Source organism: Bifidobacterium sp. wkB344 (assembly GCF_003688305.1).
GTDB classification, from domain to species: domain Bacteria; phylum Actinomycetota; class Actinomycetes; order Actinomycetales; family Bifidobacteriaceae; genus Bombiscardovia; species Bombiscardovia mizhiensis.
The window spans coordinates 64257-84296 of sequence record NZ_NPOQ01000008.1 but is presented as its reverse complement, the minus strand read 5'-3'; the positions used below and the strand labels follow the sequence as shown (position 1 = coordinate 84296).

General features: G+C 62.9%; 15 protein-coding genes. 7 read left to right on the top strand and 8 right to left on the bottom strand.

The window, feature by feature from the left end; genetic code table 11:
• Nucleotides 1-10 precede the first annotated feature (10 nt).
• Nucleotides 11-877, bottom strand: a complete 867-nt coding sequence (locus CI601_RS01025; protein ID WP_121913989.1) for a S16 family serine protease — start codon at nucleotides 875-877, stop codon at nucleotides 11-13.
• A 94-nt stretch (nucleotides 878-971) separates the two neighbouring features.
• Between CI601_RS01025 and CI601_RS01020 the strand changes: the two genes are divergently transcribed.
• Entirely contained in the window at nucleotides 972-2609 is a 1638-nt protein-coding gene (locus CI601_RS01020) for a zinc-dependent metalloprotease (protein ID WP_121913988.1), read from the top strand.
• Nucleotides 2610-2616: 7 nt separating this feature from the next.
• On the opposite strand, the gene CI601_RS01015 is transcribed toward CI601_RS01020, so the two are convergent.
• Complete coding sequence (locus tag CI601_RS01015; RefSeq protein WP_183129698.1) at nucleotides 2617-4107, bottom strand: ATP-dependent helicase; 1491 nt, start codon at nucleotides 4105-4107, stop codon at nucleotides 2617-2619.
• Between the two features lie 103 nt (nucleotides 4108-4210).
• Here CI601_RS01015 and CI601_RS01010 point away from each other — a divergent pair, with 103 nt between their 5' ends.
• Nucleotides 4211-5857, top strand: coding sequence for a phosphotransferase (locus tag CI601_RS01010; protein WP_121913987.1), 1647 nt, complete (start codon nucleotides 4211-4213; stop codon nucleotides 5855-5857).
• Nucleotides 5858-5946: 89 nt separating this feature from the next.
• Nucleotides 5947-6186 carry a DUF3107 domain-containing protein gene (locus tag CI601_RS01005; RefSeq protein WP_024627268.1) on the top strand — a complete coding sequence of 80 codons (240 nt, stop codon included), beginning with the start codon at nucleotides 5947-5949 and terminating at the stop codon, nucleotides 6184-6186.
• A 64-nt stretch (nucleotides 6187-6250) separates the two neighbouring features.
• Here CI601_RS01005 and CI601_RS01000 read toward each other — a convergent pair whose 3' ends face one another.
• The gene (locus tag CI601_RS01000) at nucleotides 6251-7138 is read right to left on the bottom strand and encodes a PHP domain-containing protein (protein ID WP_121913986.1); all 888 of its coding nucleotides are present in this window, start codon (nucleotides 7136-7138) and stop codon (nucleotides 6251-6253) included.
• Nucleotides 7139-7209: 71 nt separating this feature from the next.
• Between CI601_RS01000 and CI601_RS00995 the strand changes: the two genes are divergently transcribed.
• The gene (locus tag CI601_RS00995) at nucleotides 7210-7818 is read left to right on the top strand and encodes a vitamin K epoxide reductase family protein (protein WP_121914046.1); all 609 of its coding nucleotides are present in this window, start codon (nucleotides 7210-7212) and stop codon (nucleotides 7816-7818) included.
• A gap of 1 nt (nucleotide 7819) precedes the next feature.
• On the opposite strand, the gene dapF is transcribed toward CI601_RS00995, so the two are convergent.
• Nucleotides 7820-8785 carry a diaminopimelate epimerase gene (gene dapF, locus CI601_RS00990; RefSeq protein WP_121913985.1) on the bottom strand — a complete coding sequence of 322 codons (966 nt, stop codon included), beginning with the start codon at nucleotides 8783-8785 and terminating at the stop codon, nucleotides 7820-7822.
• A 67-nt stretch (nucleotides 8786-8852) separates the two neighbouring features.
• Here dapF and murI point away from each other — a divergent pair, with 67 nt between their 5' ends.
• The gene (gene murI / locus CI601_RS00985; protein WP_121913984.1) at nucleotides 8853-9638 is read left to right on the top strand and encodes a glutamate racemase; all 786 of its coding nucleotides are present in this window, start codon (nucleotides 8853-8855) and stop codon (nucleotides 9636-9638) included.
• Nucleotides 9639-9706: 68 nt separating this feature from the next.
• Complete coding sequence (locus CI601_RS00980; protein ID WP_121913983.1) at nucleotides 9707-10558, top strand: patatin family protein; 852 nt, start codon at nucleotides 9707-9709, stop codon at nucleotides 10556-10558.
• A gap of 8 nt (nucleotides 10559-10566) precedes the next feature.
• On the opposite strand, the gene CI601_RS00975 is transcribed toward CI601_RS00980, so the two are convergent.
• Nucleotides 10567-11535 (bottom strand): SPFH domain-containing protein, encoded by a 969-nt coding sequence (locus CI601_RS00975; protein WP_029676141.1) that lies wholly within the window; start codon nucleotides 11533-11535, stop codon nucleotides 10567-10569.
• A gap of 166 nt (nucleotides 11536-11701) precedes the next feature.
• Here CI601_RS00975 and CI601_RS00970 point away from each other — a divergent pair, with 166 nt between their 5' ends.
• Entirely contained in the window at nucleotides 11702-12649 is a 948-nt protein-coding gene (locus CI601_RS00970; protein ID WP_121913982.1) for an aldo/keto reductase, read from the top strand.
• Nucleotides 12650-12743: 94 nt separating this feature from the next.
• On the opposite strand, the gene ileS is transcribed toward CI601_RS00970, so the two are convergent.
• From ileS to CI601_RS00955, 3 genes are all read right to left on the bottom strand, one after another.
• Nucleotides 12744-16088, bottom strand: a complete 3345-nt coding sequence (gene ileS, locus CI601_RS00965) for a mupirocin-resistant isoleucine--tRNA ligase (RefSeq protein WP_121913981.1) — start codon at nucleotides 16086-16088, stop codon at nucleotides 12744-12746.
• A 275-nt stretch (nucleotides 16089-16363) separates the two neighbouring features.
• Nucleotides 16364-17638, bottom strand: coding sequence for a glutamate-cysteine ligase family protein (locus CI601_RS00960; protein WP_121913980.1), 1275 nt, complete (start codon nucleotides 17636-17638; stop codon nucleotides 16364-16366).
• A 74-nt stretch (nucleotides 17639-17712) separates the two neighbouring features.
• Nucleotides 17713-20013, bottom strand: a complete 2301-nt coding sequence (locus CI601_RS00955; protein ID WP_121913979.1) for a glycoside hydrolase family 3 N-terminal domain-containing protein — start codon at nucleotides 20011-20013, stop codon at nucleotides 17713-17715.
• Between the last annotated feature and the right edge of the window lie 27 nt (nucleotides 20014-20040).

Genomic DNA, 20040 nt, shown 5'->3' with positions numbered 1-20040 from the left:
CCGGCCTTGTCTACCTACCCTTGGTGGCTGTGCAGTGGGGAAGCCCCTCCCCCTGGCCATGACCAATGGCCACCAGAGCCTTATAGGCCTCGTCCAAGGTGGATACCCGCACATCGCGCAGCCCCTGTGGCACATGGCCTGCCACCTGTGAACAGTTAGCCGCCGGGGCCAGGAACCAGGTGGCGCCGTCCCGCCTGGCGCCCAGCATCTTCAGCTGGATGCCACCGATGGCACCGACTCGTCCCTTCTGATCCATAGTGCCGGTTCCTGCGATGGTCAGACCTCCGGTCTCCTGCTCCGGAGTGATCTTGTCGATAGCCCCCAGAGTGTACATAAGACCGGCCGAGGGACCGCCGATGTCGGCCACCCTCATGCTGAACTGCAGGCCTGATACGTCATATCCTCGGGCCTTGAGAAAGGCCAGAGCCTGGGCCGAGGCAGCCTTCTGGGAGCCATGCATATCGCCCTGCTCCTGGCGCTTGTACTCCTCTACACTCTGCCCGGGAGGCACCACGGCCTCCTGCGGCAGAACCGTAGCGTGGGGGTCGGCCCAGCTCACCAGGGCATCCAGGTTGGAGGCCGGGTAGCCAGGGATTCCGCGGGCATTGACCGTAGTCATCAGCAGGTGGCCCTTGTCATGATGGACCTGGCCGCCCTCAACCTTGATGACCGGTGAGCCTTTTGAACTGCCCAGCACATCCTGGGTAGGGCCAGGTGTCTCGATGGTATAAGGCGAAGGGAGAAAAAGCGCCAAGAGGGCCAGAATGACCAGAAGACCGCCGACCAGCATTTTGCGGGTGGGTCCGCTAGGCGTCCCGATCTGCTTTTCGGGTGCGCCTGTGGCGCAGTGATCCGATTTCCCGTGCGGAAGTGTCATAGCTCCAATATTATGGTTGTTGAAGACGATAATCCCGGCAGACGTCAACCTTGATGGCGGACGACCTGCCTTGGCGAGGACTGGAAACAAAGCAATGGACGAGAATGCAATCCACCAATGGCTCATTGAGTGCTTCGGCCCGGTGCAGGGCGAGCTGGCCTGGAGTCAGTTCTCACAGCTGCCTGAGTCCATCCGCTCGCAGATGGCGGCCCAGGGAGCCGATCAGCTGCCCAAACCCGCCGAAGTCCAGGCTCTGATTCAGGCTTTCACGGCCGGAGGACTGAACACCCCGGCTGACATGCAGGCCCAGGCGGATCAGGGGCCCATCAACGTTGCTCTGGCCAAGAACATCGCTCTGGGACGTACCAGGGCCGACCAGTCCGATACCACCGTCACCGCCGAGGACAGCGACCGGGTGGCCCGGGTCATGAGCGAGGCCAACCTCTGGCTGGACACCGTCTGCGCCTTTGACCCCGCCCCAGGCCAGACCGACGCCCTGACCCGTGCCGGATGGATCGAGGGCAGCATAGATGCCTGGGTCCAGTTCGCCTCCCCGGTGGCCCAGGCGGTCAGCGAAGCCCTGACCTCCGTCATAAGCCAGCGCTTCCAAGGCTTCGACCAAGGCGAGATTTCGGGGATGTTCGCCGGACCTGTGCCCATCCCCCTGCCCGACAACCTCAAGGATCCGACCACGCTGATGAAACTGCTGGGGAACACATCATTCGCCATGCAGCTGGGGCAGGCCGCCGGTGAACTGGCCAAGGAGGTCCGCGGGGGATTCGACCAAGGCATACCACTGCTCAAGAACCCCGCCGGAGCCCTCATACCGCAGAACATCAAGGCCTACGCCAAATCATTGGAACTGGACTTGGACGAAGTCACCCGTTACATGGCTCTCAAGGAAGCTGCCCATGCCCGGCTCTACGCCGCCGTCCCCTGGCTGATGCCGCGCTTCGAGGCTCTGATCGGCAAGTACGCCCGGGGAGTCTCCATCGACCTGGACGCTGTGGAGGACCAGCTGCGCGACGCTGAGCAAATCAACCCTGAATCCATCGCCGGCGCCATCAACCTCAGCAACGTCGGCATCGAGGACACTCCTGAGCAGAAGGAGGCCCTGCACAGCCTTGGTGACCTGCTGGCCCTGGTGGACGGCTGGGTGGATTGCGTGGTCTGGAATGCCGGCATGGCCCACCTGCCCCACCTGGAGCAGTTGCGGGAGATGACCCGACGCGAGCGCGCCGTGGGAGGACCGGCCGAACAGACCTTCGAGTCCCTGCTGGGTCTGCATCTTCACCCCAAGCAGCTGCGTGAGGCCGCCGAACTCTGGGAGCACATTACCGCCGACGAGGGAGTTCAGGGCCGTGACGGCCATTGGTCCCATCCTGACCTGCTGCCCTCCCTGCCCGTCAAGGACGAGGACGAACAGGGTGGAACGTCAACCTCGGCAGATGGACAATCGGAGCAGAAGACCGCCACTTCTGCCACTTCGGTGGACTGGGATGCCGAGCTGGACAAACTGCTGAATGCCGAAGACGGGGATTCCTCTGCCGATCAGGCCACCCCTACAGACTCTGAAACTGCTGATCCCAGCACTTCAAATGACCAGGAACATTCGGATCAGGAAGCTCCGGGCAACCAGAAAAGCACCGGCACCGATTCCAAGAACACCGACGACAGTCACCCAGACCAGAACGACCCAAACAGCGGCGATTCGGACGGCGACCAAGCCTGAATCGCACTCAGCGATGGATGAACCGGCTGGGGGCGCGTCGAACGAAGGCGCTACCGTCCTTGTGCTCCGCATAGGAAAGGTGCAGGGTGTCCTCGGCCCGAGTCACCCCCACATACATAAGGCGGCGCTCCTCCTCCAGAGCATCTCCCTCGGGCGGTGAACCAAAGGGAATCAGCCCCTCGGCACAGCCCACGATGAATACATGGGCGAACTCCAACCCCTTGGCGGCATGAATGGTGGAGACCGTGACCCTCCCCTGTCCTATGCTGCCCTCCAGCTGCTCCAACACTTCCTGTTTGCTCAGATCGACCGACTGGTTCTGCCAGCCCGACTCCGTGCGCACCCGGTAACCGATTCCGCGTTCGTGCAGGGCACGGCAGATCAGGGTCTGCTGGGCATTGATCCGCGTCAGGATTGCAAACTGGCCGGGCCGGGCCCCCTTCCGGATCATGGAGGATATACGGGAGGCCACCGCCCCAGCCTCATCACCATCGTCCTCGTAACGGGTCATCGCGACCCTGCTGCCCTCCTCACGGGCTGATGTCAGCTTCAGGTAGTCGTCACGCACCGGCGAGTGTGCCAGAATGCCGTTGGCATAGTGAACCACCCTTCCCGTGGACCGGTAGTCGGTGGACAGGTCCAGATCGGCCTTGATGCCCGGAAATTCCTGGGGAAAGTTCAACAAGTAGTAGGAGGTGGCCCCCGCAAAGGAGTAGATGGTCTGGGCTGGATCCCCCACCACGCACAGGTTCTGCCCGTCGTTGAGCCAGAGCTTCAGCAACCGATGCTGCAGGGGCGAGACATCCTGGTACTCGTCCACGGTCAGCCAGCCGATGCGGTCTCGGATGTCAGCAGCGGCCTGGCCGTCCTCTTCCAAAATGTGGCAGACCAGCAGAAGAATATCGTTGAAGTCCATCTGATTGTGGGCGGCCTTGGAGCTCTCGAAGACCGTATACAGGTCGGCCATTCGATCAGCCTCCAGACCGGCCGGCGGCAGACGGTGACTGGCCGCGCAAACCCGCACATAGTCCTGGGGGGCGATCAGCCCCACCTTGGCCCAGTTGATCTCCGCGGTCAGGTCCCTGACCTGGCCCGGGTCGGCCTCCTGTCCGCAGACCCGCTGGTAGGCGGACGACACCAGGGGGCCCAGATCCTCAATCAGATCGGGAGGGTAGGTCTCGCTGACCTGTGGCCAGACCCGCCTGAGCTGGTGCAGGGCCGCCGAGTGAAAGGTGGCCGCCTGCAGGGAGGCCGACACGCCAAGCTTGGTCAGTCGCTCACGCATCTCTGCCGCGGCACGGACCGAAAAGGTCACTGCCAAGGTTCTGGAGGGCTCCCAACTTCCACTGGCGCAGGCATAGGCCATCCGCCGGGTGATGGTCCTGGTCTTGCCAGCTCCGGCCCCCGCAACGATCCGCACAGGCCCATCAAGCACGGTGGCCGCCTGACGCTGGGCGGGATCCAGACCCTCCAGCAATCGTTCCTCATCCTCATGCACACCCCCATTGTGTCAAAGGGCGGTACCGGAACTAGGTGCGGCGTGCCCATGTGGTCAAGTGGACAACCGTATCCACAACAGTCCTTGTATTATCCTTGAGAATGTGAGTGAACGAACGAAGCTGACCCTGGCCGCCCTGGCGTCGGCCGCCATGCCCGAGGTGCCCATGACCGGCGCGCGGGACTGCGACCAGCTCAGCAGCCTGGACCGTGCACAGGGCGTGGACTGCGCCGTGGTCCAGGACGCGACCGGCAACGTCTACGACGTCTGGGCCACCAGTTCGGAAGCCGGCAAGCGCCGGCTGGCAGCTCGGGTCAAGGCGGCTCAGGCTCTGGCCGATGCCAAGGAGATGGCGGCCATGGGCTTCAAGGTCGAGCACATCCTGGCCTACCAGCCCGGCGAGAAGGCCGATAGTCCGACCGGCACCACAGCTGTTGCCGTCATGACTCATTGCCCAGGCCGAATCCGTCCCCTCCATCTGCTGACCATGAACGAATGCACCGCCGCAGGCACCGCCATCGGCGCCATCCACCGGGTGCGATCTGATTTTTTGAAAACCCACGGATATCCGGCCTTCTCCACAGCCCAGATCGCAGCCCAACTGCGAGGATGGATCAAGCGGCTGCGCATGGATGGCCACGTGCCCAAGGAAATCACTGATTCCTGGGCCTCCATCGTGGCAACCGACGGGCTCTGGTCCTTTGAAACATGCACCGTGCACGGAGGCTTCTCCGACGGCGATTTGCTCTACGCGGGCTCCGGACTCAGCGGGGTCTACGGCTGGCAGGACATGCAGGTCAACGATCCTGCCCGTGACCTGGCCTGGATCTTCGCCAAGCTGGACGGGTCCCGCCGCAACGCCGTCATTGCAGCCTACGGCAGGATGATGGGAGCCCGGCTGGACGACCTGATCATGCTCAGGGCCAACCTCTGGCTGCAAATGGAACAGGTGGGCGACTTCATCACCGCCCTGGATCATGCGGATAACGAACGGATCATCCAATTCAAGGCCCAGGTGGAGCGCCTGGCCCAGCAGCTGGGCGACCACGAGCAGGATCAACGCGCCCGCCGACAGCAGCAGACGCCGAGTCCGTCACCCACTGGCGCACCCTCCACCATCACCGTGGGCACCCTGCTGGGCGACGACAATGCCGAAGATCCCTCGGCAGCGAAAGCACAGGAGAATCCGGCGTCAGAACAGAGCCCCGCCGCAACAGACGCGACAGCCTCACCTAAGGCACCCTCCTTTGAACCAGCAAATGAGAGTTCGGCCACCATCGCCATCAGCAGGGTGGAAATGGCTGACCTGGCCCAGACGCAGACTGCCATGGATCATTCCGATGCCAGAAACAAGCCCATCAGGCAGGCCCGGAGCACAGACATCGGCAGCGATGATCAATCCAAACCACCAACTGTTGCTCCCCTCCACCAGGAGGAGGAGTCAGGCCTCAGCGATCACTTCCGCGGCATCGGCAATCCGGCCGGCAGCGACGAGGATGCGGATGGTCAAGCGGATCCGAAGGCCGCAAGCAGCGACCAGCCCGTAGACCAGTCCGGAGACAAGCATCCCTCGAACGCCGCTCAGACAGGAGAGGCTGCTTCCCAGCCGGAAGATGCTTCGTCAGCGCAAACGCTCACAAGCGATCAGGCTGAGACTATCGTCATTCCCAGAAAGTCCCTGCCCGAGCAGACTTCGGCATCACCGTCGGAGAGCGGCTCTTCCCCGGAGGTGCATCAGGGAGACGCTTAGAGCGTAATCACCCGGGCCAGCGAATAATGAGACCGGAAGATCCGTGGACCGGCAGGTCTGGGCGACGGAGAACAACCTTGGAGGTAGCAATGGATATCGAATTCGGCATCAAGAACGTGGCCCGCACGGTCAACTTCAGCACCAACGCCAAGGCGGATGAGGTAGCTGCACACATCGCCCAGGCCTTGAATGAGGGCGGACCCATCGATCTGGTGGATGACAAGGGCCGACACATCATCGTTCCCAAGGAGTCCCTGGGCTACGCAGTGGTTGGTTCAGACACCACCCATCCGGTCGGTTTTGGTGTCCTGGGAGGTTCCTCCGACTGAGGCCGTGATCGCCTGACGGGGGCGGCCGGGTCCTTGTGGTCCGACCGCCCCCAATGCGTATCCGCTAATCCTCCCAAGCCACAGGACGGCTCCCCCGGGCCCTGTCCACGATTCGGGCGACTACCTCGTCACTGGTGCTGTTCTCCCCCATGCGATTGGGCTTGCCTTGGCCGTGCCAGTCCGATCCGCCGGTCACCAGCAGTCCCCAGCGCTGGGCCAGGGCCAGCAGCCGTCGGCGCTGCTCTGGCGGATTGTCCCGGTGCCAGACCTCCAGGCCTCCCAACCCTTCCTGGGCCAGTGCGGCGATCTGCTGGTCGGAGAGCAGGACGGGATTGCGGTTGACTGCACCGGGGTGGGCAATGATCAGCACGCCGCCTGCATGGTTGACGGCTGCCAGCACCTGGTGGGTAGTCGGCGAGGGAGTAGGCAGGTAGTAGGCGCTACTGGATGAGCAGACCCCGGCGAAGGCCTGGCTCCGGTCGGCATAGACACCGGCCTTGACCAAGGCGTCGGCGATATGCGGGCGGCCCACCGTGGTCTTCGACCCCTCCTTGACCTGATCCAGCACATCCTGCCAGGTGATCGGATAATCCCGGGATATCCGCTCGACCATGGTTCTGGTTCTGGTAAGCCTGGCCTCCCTGGTCTTGGCGAAGAGCCCGGCGATGACTGGATCCTTGGAATCGTAGAGGTAGGCCAGCATGTGAACCGAGACACGGCCATCCTGCGCGGTGATCTCAGTACCCGGCAGCAGGGGCACTCCCAGATCCCGGGCCGCCTGACAGGCCTCATCCCAGCCCGCATTGGTGTCATGGTCGGTGATGGCCAGACCTTCCAGTCCCAGCTGCTGCGCCTGCTCGACCATCCCCCGGGGCGTCACGGTGCCGTCGGAGAACACGGTGTGGCAGTGCAGGTCCCAGCCAGAGGCCGTGCCAGTATCCTCATGCGTCATGCCTCCATCCTAAACTCGTGAACGCGTTCCCGTCTCAGAGAACCTTCCCGACCATTGAGGTGATGGACCCCATGAGCGAACCGACCTCGTCATCCACTTCCAGCTATCTGATTGCCGCCCTGACCTCGCTTGCAGCGCTCTACGCCAGCCTGGTCCTGTCAGCGGAAACCCTTCAGCTGGCACGCCACCCCCAGGGCCAGCTCAGTTGTGACATCAACTCGGTGGTTTCCTGCTCAGCCGTGGCCCAATCCCCCCAGGCCGAGCTGATCCGCCTGGGCACCCTGCCGGTACCCAATGCCTTTCTGGGACTGATAGCCGAATCCGTCTTCCTGACGCTGGCCATAGTGGGCCTGTGCCGGATCAAGATGCCCGCACTGCTGGCGGCAGGGACTTGGCTGGCCTCGCTTGCCGCACTGGCCTATGCGCTTTGGCTGTTCACCCAGTCGCTCTTCGTCATCCACGCCCTCTGCCCCTGGTGCCTGGTCATGACCTTCGCCACCAGCCTGCAATTCATGGCCTTCAGCCACGCCACTGTCATCCAGCAGGGTCTGCCGCGCAAGCGGTCAGAATGGCTGCAGACATACTATCAGCGGCACTTCGATCTGATGGTCGACCTGGTCTGGCTGGTCGCCCTGGCCACTATCGTCCTGGCTGTAGAAGGATCCGCCCTCTTCGGCTGATTCAGCAGCCGGGAACATGCTCCAGGGTCAGACGGGCCACCATTCTGGCCGGTCCTGTCAGCCAGACATCCTGCGGATCCACGTCCACCTTCAGACGGCCTCCACCTACCTGAATGGTCCAGTGATCGACCCCGGTCAAAGCTCGAAGCAACACACCGCTAGCGCACAGACCGGTCCCACAGGACAGGGTCTCGCCCACGCCACGTTCATAGACCCTCATGGTGGCCCGACCGCTGCCATTGTCGGCATCCAGGGCATCCAGACGCAGGAATTCCACATTCTGCCCCTCAGCCAGCCCGGGCCTGACCCTCGGCGGGGCCGACAGGTCCAGATCGCCCGGATCGGGCAGATCGGTCCTGGCCAGCAGGTCGGTCACGGTTTCAGGCAGTCCACCGGCCTCCAATTCGGCAGCGACTGCATTAAGAACGACTGCATGAGGATTACCCATATCCACCATGGTGCCAGGAGCCGAGCCGCCTAGGGCACCGCCGTCGACCAGCTGTTGCCCCACCGGGCCCATCCGCCAGGCCCCGACCTTGACCTTGAACACATGATCGCCGTCGCACTTCAGCGGACTGCGCGAAACTATCCGCTTGACCCCGGCCCGGGTCCCCAGCAGGAAGGAGGAGCCCTCCATGGTCGGCGTCAGCCCCTGCTTCTGGGCGAAGAGGGTGACAGCCCGGGTCCCGTTGCCGCACATCTGAGCCAAGGAACCGTCCGCGTTGCGGTAGTCCATGAACCACTGACAGCCGAAGCGGTCGCATGCATCCACCTGGTCCTGATCCAAGTCGCTGACATCGGCCGGGTGGGTCAGCCGGATGACCCCGTCGGCCCCGACCCCGAAATGACGGTCGCACAGCCAGCGCACCTGGTCGGCCGTAGGCTCCAGATCCCCCCGGGGATCGGCGTAGACCACGAAATCGTTGCCGGTGGCTTGCATTTTGTAAACAGTCCGGGGAATACTCATGCTTGTAGCGTACGGCCCTTCGGCGACAGGCTAGGCTGGTTCTTCGGCAGTGAAAGGAGCGGATCAGATGACATCAGATGCACCGATCGGGATCTTCGACTCCGGACTCGGCGGTTTGAGCGTCACCGCAGCCATCCGCAACCTCCTTCCTCAAGAAAACCTGCTCTACTTCGGAGACTCCGCCTACGCCCCCTACGGCACCAAGGAGCCAGCCCAGATCGCCCAGCGCTGCCAGGTCATCGGCGACCGGTTCATGGACCAGGGCATCAAGGCCATGGTCATCGCCTGCAACACCGCCACCAGCGTCTGCGTGGATGAGATGCGCCGACGTTACCCGGTCCCTGTCATCGGCATGGAGCCGGCCCTGAAGCTGGCCTGTACACGTGGAGGAGGCCGACCCCAGCGGGTTCTGGTCACGGCCACCCCGCTGACCTTGAAGGAAGCCAAGTTCTCGCATCTGATGGCGCGGTTCTCCGGCAGGCATACCATCCTCACCCAGCCCTGCCCGGATCTGGTGACCATTGTGGAGTCTGACAGGCTGAATGACCAGGCCCTGGTCGATGCCACCCTGCACCGTTATTTGGACCCCTATGATCTGCAGACCCTGGATGCCCTGGTCCTGGGCTGCACCCACTTCGTCTTCTTCCGCCAGTCCATCGCCCGCATCTGCCCGCCGAGCCTGGCACTGATCGACGGCAACCCTGGAACGGCCCGTCATCTCAAGGATCTGCTGGCCCAAGCCGATGCCCTCAACCCGGGCCCGGGCCCCGGCAAAGTAGAGATCGCCAACTCTGATTCCTCACCGGCCATGCTGGATCTGTCCAAGCGGCTGCTGGCCTCCTGCCGCCCCTGATCGGCTTGTCCAACGTTCACGCATAAGCTGTCATCAAGCGCGGATATCTGTCAGGAATCGAGGTGCCCATGGCACGCAAAAGAACAGCCGTCATCGACGTAGGCGGTGGTTACCGGTCCATCTTCGGCGCCGGAGTCTTCGACCGTTGCATGGAGCAGGGCATCACCTTCGATCACTGCTACGGGGTATCGGCCGGCAGCGCCAATCTGGCCTCATTCCTGTCGGGCCAGCTTAGACGCTGCTACCGCTTTTACACGGTGTACTCCTCCCGCAAGGAGTACGCGAGCGTGAGCAACTTCCTGACCAAGCACACCTTTGTCGATCTGGACTACGTCTATGGCAAACTGTCGGCCCACGATGGGGAATGCCCGCTGGACTACCAGGCTTTGAAGGCCAATCCGGCCCTATTCACTGTGGTGGCCTGCAAGGCCACTGACGGATCCACTGTCTACTTCGACAAGTCCGACCTGGCCCAGGACAACTACGATATCCTCAAGGCCTCATCCACCGTGCCCGTGGCCAACAAGCCCTACATGATCGATGGCGTGCCCTATCTGGACGGCGGTATCGCCGATCCGGTTCCGGTCCGCAAGGCCATGGACGAGGGCTACGAGCGTATCGTCCTGGTTCTGACCCGTCAGAGAGATATTCTGCGCGAGCAGAAGAAGGATGTCCTGCCGGCCCGAATCCTAGCCAGAACTTATCCGGCGGCCGGCGAGCGCCTGATGGAGCGCTACCGCACCTACAACGACGAAGTGGCACTGGCCAAGCAAGCCGAAAAGAAGGGCCAGGTGCTCATCCTGGCCCCGGACAGCCTGTGTGGGCTGACCACGCTGAGCAAGTCGCTCAAGGGACTCAACGCCATGTATGACAAGGGCTACCGGGCAGCCGAGGCCATAGCCGACTTCCTGGAAAGCTGAGCAAGGCCTTACAGAACCGGCATCTCGGCCCCACCCTCTGTGCCCGCGCTCCTGCGGCCATGGCGGGGATCCGCACTCCCCTGGGTGCTCTGGGCGGTCATCAGCGCTGCGGTCATCTGGTTGAAGAGCTCGTTATAGCCACCGGGGGTCGCCGCTGGCAGAACCAAGGTCTTGGCATTGTCGGACTCGGCCAGCGAGCGCATCACATCCAGATATTGGTTGAAGAGCACCACATTGTTGACGGCATCGATATCCATGCCCACGGCCCGCAGACTGTTGATCTGATCCACTATGCCGTTGGCGATCTCCCGCCGGTAGTTGGCCTGGCCCTCGCCTTGCATCCTGGTCTTCTCGGCATCGGCCCTGGCCTGAGTCTCGATCTCGATCCGTCGGGCTTCGGCACGCTCCCTGGTGGCCTCCTTCTCACGCTGGGCCGCATTGATGGAGTCCATGGCCTGCTTGACCTGGGTGGAGGGGTCGATGGCCGTGACCAGGGTCTTGATGACCGAGAACCCGAAGCGCTGCATCTCCTGGCCCACAGTCTGCTGCACATCGGAGGCGATATCGTCCTTGCGGGCGAAGGCGTCATCCAGGCTCAGGGCCGGAATGGCCGACCTGAGGGCGTCCTCCATGTAGGAGCGCAACTGGCCCGCCGGGTCGACCAGCTCGTAGTAGGCCGTGGATACGTTGGCCGCCTCCACCCGGAACTGTGCGGAGACCTCGACGGTGACGAAGACGTTGTCCTTGGTCTTGGTCTCCAGCTTGACGTTCAACTGGTTGACCCGCAGGTTGGTCTTGGCGACTATCCGGTCCACCAGGGGAATTTTGGCGTGAATACCTGCCAGCGCCACGCGGTGGTACTTGCCGAAGCGCTCAATGACGTCCGCCTGCTGCTGGGGTACCACGAAAATCCCCAGAAGGAAGATGATCAGCGCCAGAACCAGCACGACGATCACAATGGCGATGCCCAGATGCATGAGTGTTCTCCTTCGAGCTTAAAACCCTTGGGGCCGGACTTGAAAACCGCACCATTCCGGCCTTTCCTCCCATCACCATACATGATGGACTCGTCTGAATACTCGGTTCGGGCACACAAAGGGTAATAGACTCGGCTTAACAAGGCTTCAACCCGAAAGGATGAATATGGCAAAACTACGCGGCATCGACGCCGATATCTTCCCCTTGGTTCTGGGCGGCAACACCTTCGGATGGACCAGTGACGAGTCCGAATCTGACCGGGTCCTGGACGCCTACACGGCAGCCGGAGGCAACCTGATCGATACAGCTGACGTCTATTCGGCCTGGGCCCCAGGCCACTCCGGCGGCGAGTCCGAGATCGTCCTGGGCCGCTGGCTGGCCAAGAACGGCAACCGCAACAAGGTCCTGGTGGCCACCAAGGTCAGTCAACACCCCCAGTACTCAGGCCTGTCAGCCAAGAACATCGAGGCCGCTGCCGACGCCTCCCTGCTCAGACTGGGCCTGGATGTGATCGACCTTTACTACGCCCACTTTGACGACAGCTCCACCCCCTTGGAGGAAACTGCGGCAGCCTTCGACAAGCTGGTCAAGGAGGGCAAGGTCCGGGCCATCGGAGTGTCCAACTACACACCGGACCGGATCCGTGAATGGTTCAGCATTGCACGCAAGGAGGGCCTGACTCTGCCGGTAGCCCTGGAGCCCCAGTACAACCTGGTCTACCGCAAGACCTATGAGGGTGGCCTTATGCAGGTCGCCAAGGACGAGGATCTGGCAGTCTTCCCCTACTTCTCGCTGGCTTCAGGCTTCCTGACGGGCAAGTACCGGACCATGGACGACCTCAAGGGCAAAAAGCGCGAGGGCATGGTCAAGGACTTCTTCACCCAGGAGGGGCTGGACGTGGTCGCCGCCATGGACGACATCGCCAAGGCTCACGGGGTCGAACTGGCCACCGTAGCCTTGGCCTGGCTCAACCACAGGCCCGGGATCGCGGCACCCATCGCCTCTGCACGCACCCCTGAGCAACTGCCAGCCCTGCTGGCCGCCGCTCATCTGGAACTGAGTGACCAGGATATGCAGACCCTGGATCAGGTCAGCGACAAGGTCAAGGGCTGATCAGCAGCCGGTACCCCATCGCAGTTGCCAGCAGCAGAGCTTACAAAAGGGCTTCCATCCGATACGGGATGGAAGCCCTTTTATGCAACGATGATCAGGCCTTAACCAGGTCGACCCGGGGCTGGTCCACATCGCCAGCGTTGACGGTCAGGCTGGTGGCCAGGGTCTCGCCTGCGATTAGGTCGCTGAACTGCTGGGCCTTGGGGGCATCCTCCCTAGGCAGGGTCAGGGTCAGCCGGATCCGGTCGGCGATGTCCAGGCCAGCGGTCTTCCGGGCATCCTGAACCTGGCGGATCAGATCCCTGGCATAGCCCTCGGCCAGGAGGTCGTCGTCCAGCTGGGTGTCGAGGATGACGAAGCCACCGGTGGGCAGGGCTGCAGAGGCCGACCGGTCAGCCTGGGAGCCATCCTCCTGCTCGATCCGGTTGTCCAACTCGTATTCACCGGGTTCCAGGGTCACCGGTCCATCGGGGGTAGTGACGACCACATGACCGTCCTGCTCTGACCAGTCGCCCTGCTTGGAGGCCCGGATGACGAACTGGACCTGCTTGCCCAACCGGGGTCCGGCCGCACGGGCATTGACCTTGAGATCGTGGATGATTCGAAGACCATGCTGGCCGGCCTGATCCAGGGTGCAGAACTCCACATCCTTGATGTTCAGCTCGGCCTTGAGCACGTCCACATAGGGGCGGGCCGCATCGGGGTCACGAACCACCACGGTCAGCCGGGACAGGGGCTGACGGACGCGGATCTGCTCGGCCTTGCGCAGGGCCAGAGTGGCCGAAACCACCTCGCGGACCTTCTCCATGGCAACTACCAGGGCAGGATCGTCACGCAGAACCTGTCCCAGTTCGGTCTGCTGACCGGTGGCCTCATCGGCCAGGAAGGGCCAATCGGCCAGATGGACCGACTCACCGCCGGTCAGGCCCCGCCAGATCTGCTCGGCCTCCATGGGCGCCAGGGGGGCCAGAACGCGGGCGAAGGCCTCCAGAACCGTGTAGAGGGTGTCGAAGGCCTGGTGATCCTCGCTCCAGAAGCGGTCGCGATTGTTGCGGATGTACCAGTTGGTCAGCACATCGATGAAGTCGGTCACCGCATCGCAGGCCTCGGAGATGGCGAAGTCGTCCAGGGCCTTCTGCACCGACTGGATCAGCCGACGGGTGCGTGCCAGCAGGAAGCGGTCCATCTCCGGCAGGCTCGCCACCCGGTCCGGCGTCAGCGCCTGGGCCTGGTAGCCGGCGCCCTTGTTGGCCGCGTTGGCGTAGAGCGTGTAGAAGTAATAGGAGCTCCAGACCGGCAACATGACCTGACGGACCGTGTCGCGAATGCCATCGGCGGTGACGACCAGGTTGCCGCCGCGCAGGATGGAAGAGCTCATCAGGAACCACCGCATGGCGTCGGATCCGTACTTGTCGAAGACCTCGTTCACATCCGGATAGTTGCGCAGGTGCTTGCTCATCTTCTGGCCGTCGGAGCCCAGGACGATGCCGTGGCAGATCACATTCTTGAAGGCCGGGCGGTCGAAGAGGGCCGTGGACATGATGTGCATGGTATAGAACCAGCCACGGGTCTGGCCGATGTACTCCACCACGAAATCGCAGGGATCCCTGTCCTCGAAGTACTGCTTGTTCTCGAAGGGGTAGTGGAACTGGGCGAAGGGCATGGAACCCGACTCGAACCAGCAGTCCAGCACATCGGTGATCCGGTGCATGGTGGACTTGCCGGTGGGGTCGTCGGGGTTGGGCCTGGTCAGCTGGTCGATCCAGGGCCGATGCATGTTGATCTGCCCCTTGTCATCGGTCGGATAGCGACCGAAGTCCCGCTTGAGCTCATCCAGGGACCCGTAGACATCCACCCGGGGGTGTTTGGGATCGTCCGAGACCCAGACCGGAATGGGCGAGCCCCAGAACCTGTTGCGGGAGATGGACCAGTCGCGGGCGTTGGCCAGCCACTTGCCGAACTGACCGTCCTTGACGTTTCCGGGGATCCAGTTGATCTGCTGGTTGAGTTCCAGCAGACGGTCCTTGATCTTGGTCACGGAGACGAACCAGCTGGAGACCGGCTTGTAGATCAGCGGGGTGCCGCAACGCCAGCAGTGGGGGTAGGAGTGGACATAGCTCTTCTCCTGGAAGAGGAGGGCCCGGTGCTCGGCCGGGATCTGTGCCAGTGGGCCGTCGCCGGCGCGTAGGTTGCGCACAATGGGCATGTTGGCCTCGAAGGCCTGCAGGCCCTGATAGTCAGGGCACTGCTCGGTGAAGACGGCCCCGGCATCGAGCACGTCCACACTGCGGATGCCCTTGGCGTTCAGGGTGTTCATATCGTCCTCGCCATAGGGAGCCTGGTGGACCAGGCCGGTGCCCTCCACGGTGTCGACGTAGTCGGCCGTGTAGATGGTATAGGCATTGGGGCCAGGAGTGCCGCCCTCGGATTCGGCCTGCTCTCCGGCGAAGTAGGGGAAGACCGGCCAGTACCGCCAGCCTTCCATCTGGGACCCCTTGAGGGTGCGGACCACCTGGTAGTCCTCCCCCAGCTGCTTGGCGTAATCGCCCAGGCGGGCCGTGGCGATGTAGAAGCGCTTGCCGGCGAAGGGCCCCGACACCGGGCTGACCTCCGAGTACTCGATGTCAGCGCCTACCACGATGGCCAGGTTGGTGGGGACGGTCCAGGGGGTGGTGGTCCAGAAGACCGCATAGGCGTCCTCGTCCCTGAGCTTGACGGCCACGGAGACGGTGGTGTCCTGCCGGTCCTGGTAGACATCGGCATCCATGCGCAGCTCATGGTTGGACAGCGGGGTCTGGTCCTTCCAGCAGTAGGGCAGCACCCGGTAGCCCTCGTAGGCCAGGCCCTTCTCGTAAAGGGTCTTGAAGGCCCACATGACCGACTCCATATAGGAGACGTTCAGGGTCTTGTATCCGTGGTCGAAGTCCACCCAGCGGGCCTGACGGTGGACATAGTCCTTCCACTCGCTGGTGTACTTGAGCACTGAAGCTCGGCAGGCGTCATTGAACTTCTCGATGCCCATCTGCTCAATCTGATCCACGCTGTCGATGCCGAGCTCGCGTTGGGCCTCCAACTCGGCGGGCAGACCGTGGGTGTCCCAGCCGAAGACCCGATTGACCTTGTGACCCTTCATGGTCTGGTAGCGGGGAATGACATCCTTGACGTAGCCTGTCAGCAGGTGCCCATAGTGGGGCAGGCCGTTGGCGAAGGGCGGGCCATCGAAGAAGACGAACTCGTTGTCGGCATGATCGCCGGATGGACGACGATCCACCGATTTGTTGAAGGTGTCGTCCTGATCCCAGTAGTCCAGAACGGACTCCTCCATATCGGGGAAGGAGGGATTGGGCTTCACCTTGGCCAGAGCCGGGTCCACCACCGCCTTGGGATAGACTTCCCCATCCCGATTTGTCGCATCTGAGGTATCAGTGGTCTGATTCACCGTTCACGCTCCTCGCTGGTCGTTCATATCGCCATGCCGAGGACGAGGGACCCAGGGGGCCCACCGCGGTACCACCTCGCTTGCCCGGCCAATGACCCGCGCCGGACCGCTTGATCTGGGCTATGCGGGCCCACCCGTCGGTTCTACTGAGGATCGCCGCAAGCAGTCCCGTTCTTCCGAGGGCTCCCCGCTGATGACGGATCAAGGCCCATTGGTGAACAGATTATACCATCTTCAGGAAACCGGACCCGCACGTTCGCATAACGAAACAGTCGTCAGGACTGGAAGCGATCGGGATGGCGTGGATCACCCGGCAGGTTATCCAGAGTGTCCTCGGCACCTAGTGCCTGCCTCCAGAAGTCCAGGGAATGGCCATAGGGGCTGGCCTGGCCGCCGCGGACCTGCAAGTCGGCCTTGGCCTGGAGTACATCCTCCTCGCTCACCCCGTCCAAAAGTCCGACAAGCCTGGCGAATCGATCCGAGTCGTAGAAGATACCACCGACAACCTCAAGAAGTCTGCTGGCCCGTTCCATGGGCAGGGAATCCCAGTGCCTGAGCTCGATATAGTTCTTCAGGCGGACGTCATTGAAGTGCGTGGTCAGGATGTGCGCTATCTCGGCGTCGTTGAGCCGGCGGTCAGGATAGATTTCCCCGGCGTTTTCGTGCCAGGCGATGAAGACCTGCTTCCCCTGCGGTCCATCCACCTCAGGGGTGTGGGAGACATCGGCGACCATGAGCGGGGTGGAGAGTACGTCCACGGCATAGTCCTCCCAGCCGAAGCCACCCTCGAACAGCCCAGGAATCAGGCCTGTGCGCTGGGTGTCGAGCCAGTCCCAGATCCGCTGGCGCCGTAGGGGCATGCGGTTGGGCTTCCCCTCAAAAATTGGAGTGTTGCGGAAGAAGTAGGCCAAAATGGGACCGATGGCCGTGCCCAGACGGATCTTGGCGATGGCATCCTTCTCGTCCTGGTAGTCGATGCTGATCTGGGTGGAGGCGGTGCTGCGCATCATCATGGGTCCGCACTGGCCAATGCGACCTAGGTAGGTGTTCATGACCGCATAGCGCTCCTTGGGATTGACGCCCACATCAGCGTAGGACCCAGCCGGACGGTACCCGTACTCGACCAGCCGGAACCCCAGGCGCTCGGCAATGGGGTCGACCTCGGCACGGAAGCGACGGTAGAGGTCCTCGAATTCTCGGCTGTTCCGCACCACACCCAGGGAGCACTCCACCTGGCTGCCGGGCTCCAAGGAGACCACGCAGCCCGGCCTGCTCAGCCCCACCAGGTGTCCGTCCTCCCGGTACTCCTTATCGCCGTCGTAGCATGGCTCCAAGGCAGACAGCAGGGCCTCGATGCCCCGCTCCCCCTCATAGGGAACCGGGGCATCGGATCCGTCGTTGCGGACCGGCAGATGCTCAATCTCGATGCCGAACCGCCACTGGAACCGCGGCTTAGACCCGCGCGAAAAGTAGTCGACCAGGCTGGCTACATGCCGCGGATTAGGGACCGTCAACAGGTGCGCGTACCCAGCGCCTACGCTTTTCCTCATGCTGCAATCGTAGGAGCGGGCGAGGGCCCTGGGCAATCAACACGCGAGGAGTTCCGCTACCGGATGGCGGTCAGTCAGCCCACGGTCACCGTCACGGCCTGCAGGTCTTCCCTTCGTGAGGAGGACCCCACCAGTACCTGGAACTGGCCGGGCTCGACCCTGCGGTTGCAGTCGGCATCGACCAGGGTCCACTCGGCCACCGGAAGGTCGAAGACCACCTTCTTGGTCTGCCCTGGATCCAGCTGAATCCTTTGGAAGGCCTTGAGCTCCCGGTCAGCCCAGCTGACGGAGGTCACCAGGTCGCTGATGTAGACCTGAACCACCTCGGTGCCTGGCCGCTGGCCGGTGTTGGTCAAGTCTACAGTCACCCTGACCGTATCTTCGGGCCCGACGGTATCCGGTCCATCGACCTGGGGCCTTCCGTAGGCAAAGGTGGTGTAGCCCATGCCCTGGCCGAAGGCGAAGGCAGGATCCTGGGCCAGATCGGCATAACGGTCACCATGCTGGCCCCGGATCTGGTTGTAGTAGACCGGCAGCTGCCCTGCGTGCCTGGGGAAGGTGACGGGCAGTCTGCCTGTGGGCTCGACCTTGCCGGTGAGAATCCTGGCCAGGGCACGGCCGCCCTGCATGCCCGGGTCGGGCTGCCAGATCAGAGCCCTGGCCGACTGTGCGGACGGAGGCAGGATCAGCGGCTTGGAAGACATGAGCACAATGACCATGGGCTTGCCCGTCCGCTCCAGGGCATCCAGCAAATCACGCTGAGGACCATAGAGCTCCAAGGTGGCGGTCGAACGGCCCTCGCCCACCAGCTGGACCACGTCGCCGACCACGGCAACCACCAGGTCGCTTTGCCTGGCCAGGTCTACGGCCCTGTCGAAGCGGCGCTGATCAATCCTAGCCGGGGCCGCCACCTTGGGCCTGGGCTGGCCATCAGGGAAGAGTTTGCCCGCCGGGTCGTCAACCAGACGAACCACGTCAACGCCCTGCTCGCAGCTAAGCCGCCAGTTTTTAGGCAGTTCCTGTCGCAGACCGTCGACCACGGTCGAGATCATCTCCCGCGGCTGGTCCTTGATCCAATCGCACTGACCCGAACCGCCGGCCCAGTCCCCCAGCTGGTTCTGGGCATCATCGATCAGCGGACCCACCAGAGCAATGCTGTGCGGCGAATCGTCGCTAGGACGGCCATCAGCATCCACACCTCCGAACAGGGGCAGGACGCCGTCATTCTTCAAAAGAACTGCAGACTCCTGGGCCACCTGGAGGTTGAGCTCCTGGTGCTCCGACGAGTTGATGACCGCTTTCTGGATCTCGCGGTCGGGCAGACGCGGGTCCTCGAAGAGCCCCATGCGGAATTTCAGGGCCAGGATGTGCTTGACCGCCCGGTCAAGATCCTCCTCGTGCAGAAGCCCTGCGTCCAGTGCGTCCAAGGCTCCCTGGTAGAAGCCTGGCGTGGTCATGACCAGATCGTTGCCAGCCTTAACGGCAGCTGTAGCGGCTCTAGTGTAGTCAGGCTGGACCTTCTGCTCCCAGACCATCCGGCCCACGTTGTCCCAATCCGTGATCAGGGTGCCTTGGTAGCCCCACTGTCCGCGAAGCACGTCGTTGAGCAGCCAGTTGTTGATGGTGACTGGAACCCCGTCAATGGACTCGTAGCCCAGCATGAAGGTGGCCACGCCCTCCTTGGCCAGACGCTCGAAGGGCGGCAGGAACCAGGAGAGCAGCTTGCGGTGCGAGAGGTCTGCTTCGGAGGCGTCACGCCCGCCCTGAGTCTCAGAGTAGCCGGCGAAGTGCTTGGCCGTGGCCAGCACGGCATCCTTAGGCAGGGTCCCAGTCATGGCTGATCCGCCCTGGTAGCCGCGGACCATGGCCGAGGCCATCTCGCCTATCAGAAAGGGATCCTCGCCGAAGGTCTCGTCCACCCTGCCCCAGCGGGTGTCCCTAGCGATGCAAAGCACCGGAGAGAAGGTCCAATGAACACCTGTCGCGGCGATCTCCTCGGCTGCAGCCCGCCCCATCCGCTGAACCAGTTCAGGGTCGAAGGAGGCTGCCATGCCCAGCTGTTCTGGAAAGATGGTGGCCCCACGGAAGAAGGAATGTCCGTGGATGCAATCGTCACCGATCAGCAGGGGAATGCCCAGACGAGTGCGATGAACGGCCTTGTCTGCCTTGATCATGTTCTTCGGAGAGACATGCAGCAGGGATCCGGCGTGCTGATCCACCACCTCCTTGTCCACTCCCTGGCGGGCATCCAGCTGCATCATCTGGCCCACCTTCTCCTCTCGAGTCATCCGGCCCAGCAGGTCGGCCACCCGCTCATCCACGCTCAGGTCGGGATTGCGGTAGGGCAGGTCCTCTGTCAACTTCCTCGATGCCATCTGGACACCTTCCTTTCTCATTGATAA

Excerpts from the sequence above, each read along its gene's own strand:
- CI601_RS00970 (WP_121913982.1), top strand. The coding sequence starts at position 11,702 with ATGGCAAAACTACGCGGCATCGACGCCGATATCTTCCCCTTGGTTCTG.
- dapF (WP_121913985.1), bottom strand. The coding sequence starts at position 8,785 with ATGAGTATTCCCCGGACTGTTTACAAAATGCAAGCCACCGGCAACGAT.
- murI (WP_121913984.1), top strand. The coding sequence starts at position 8,853 with ATGACATCAGATGCACCGATCGGGATCTTCGACTCCGGACTCGGCGGT.
- CI601_RS00960 (WP_121913980.1), bottom strand. The coding sequence starts at position 17,638 with ATGAGGAAAAGCGTAGGCGCTGGGTACGCGCACCTGTTGACGGTCCCT.
- CI601_RS00980 (WP_121913983.1), top strand. The coding sequence starts at position 9,707 with ATGGCACGCAAAAGAACAGCCGTCATCGACGTAGGCGGTGGTTACCGG.
- CI601_RS01005 (WP_024627268.1), top strand. The coding sequence starts at position 5,947 with ATGGATATCGAATTCGGCATCAAGAACGTGGCCCGCACGGTCAACTTC.
- CI601_RS00995 (WP_121914046.1), top strand. The coding sequence starts at position 7,210 with ATGAGCGAACCGACCTCGTCATCCACTTCCAGCTATCTGATTGCCGCC.
- CI601_RS01025 (WP_121913989.1), bottom strand. The coding sequence starts at position 877 with ATGACACTTCCGCACGGGAAATCGGATCACTGCGCCACAGGCGCACCC.
- CI601_RS01020 (WP_121913988.1), top strand. The coding sequence starts at position 972 with ATGGACGAGAATGCAATCCACCAATGGCTCATTGAGTGCTTCGGCCCG.
- CI601_RS01000 (WP_121913986.1), bottom strand. The coding sequence starts at position 7,138 with ATGACGCATGAGGATACTGGCACGGCCTCTGGCTGGGACCTGCACTGC.
- CI601_RS00975 (WP_029676141.1), bottom strand. The coding sequence starts at position 11,535 with ATGCATCTGGGCATCGCCATTGTGATCGTCGTGCTGGTTCTGGCGCTG.
- CI601_RS00955 (WP_121913979.1), bottom strand. The coding sequence starts at position 20,013 with ATGGCATCGAGGAAGTTGACAGAGGACCTGCCCTACCGCAATCCCGAC.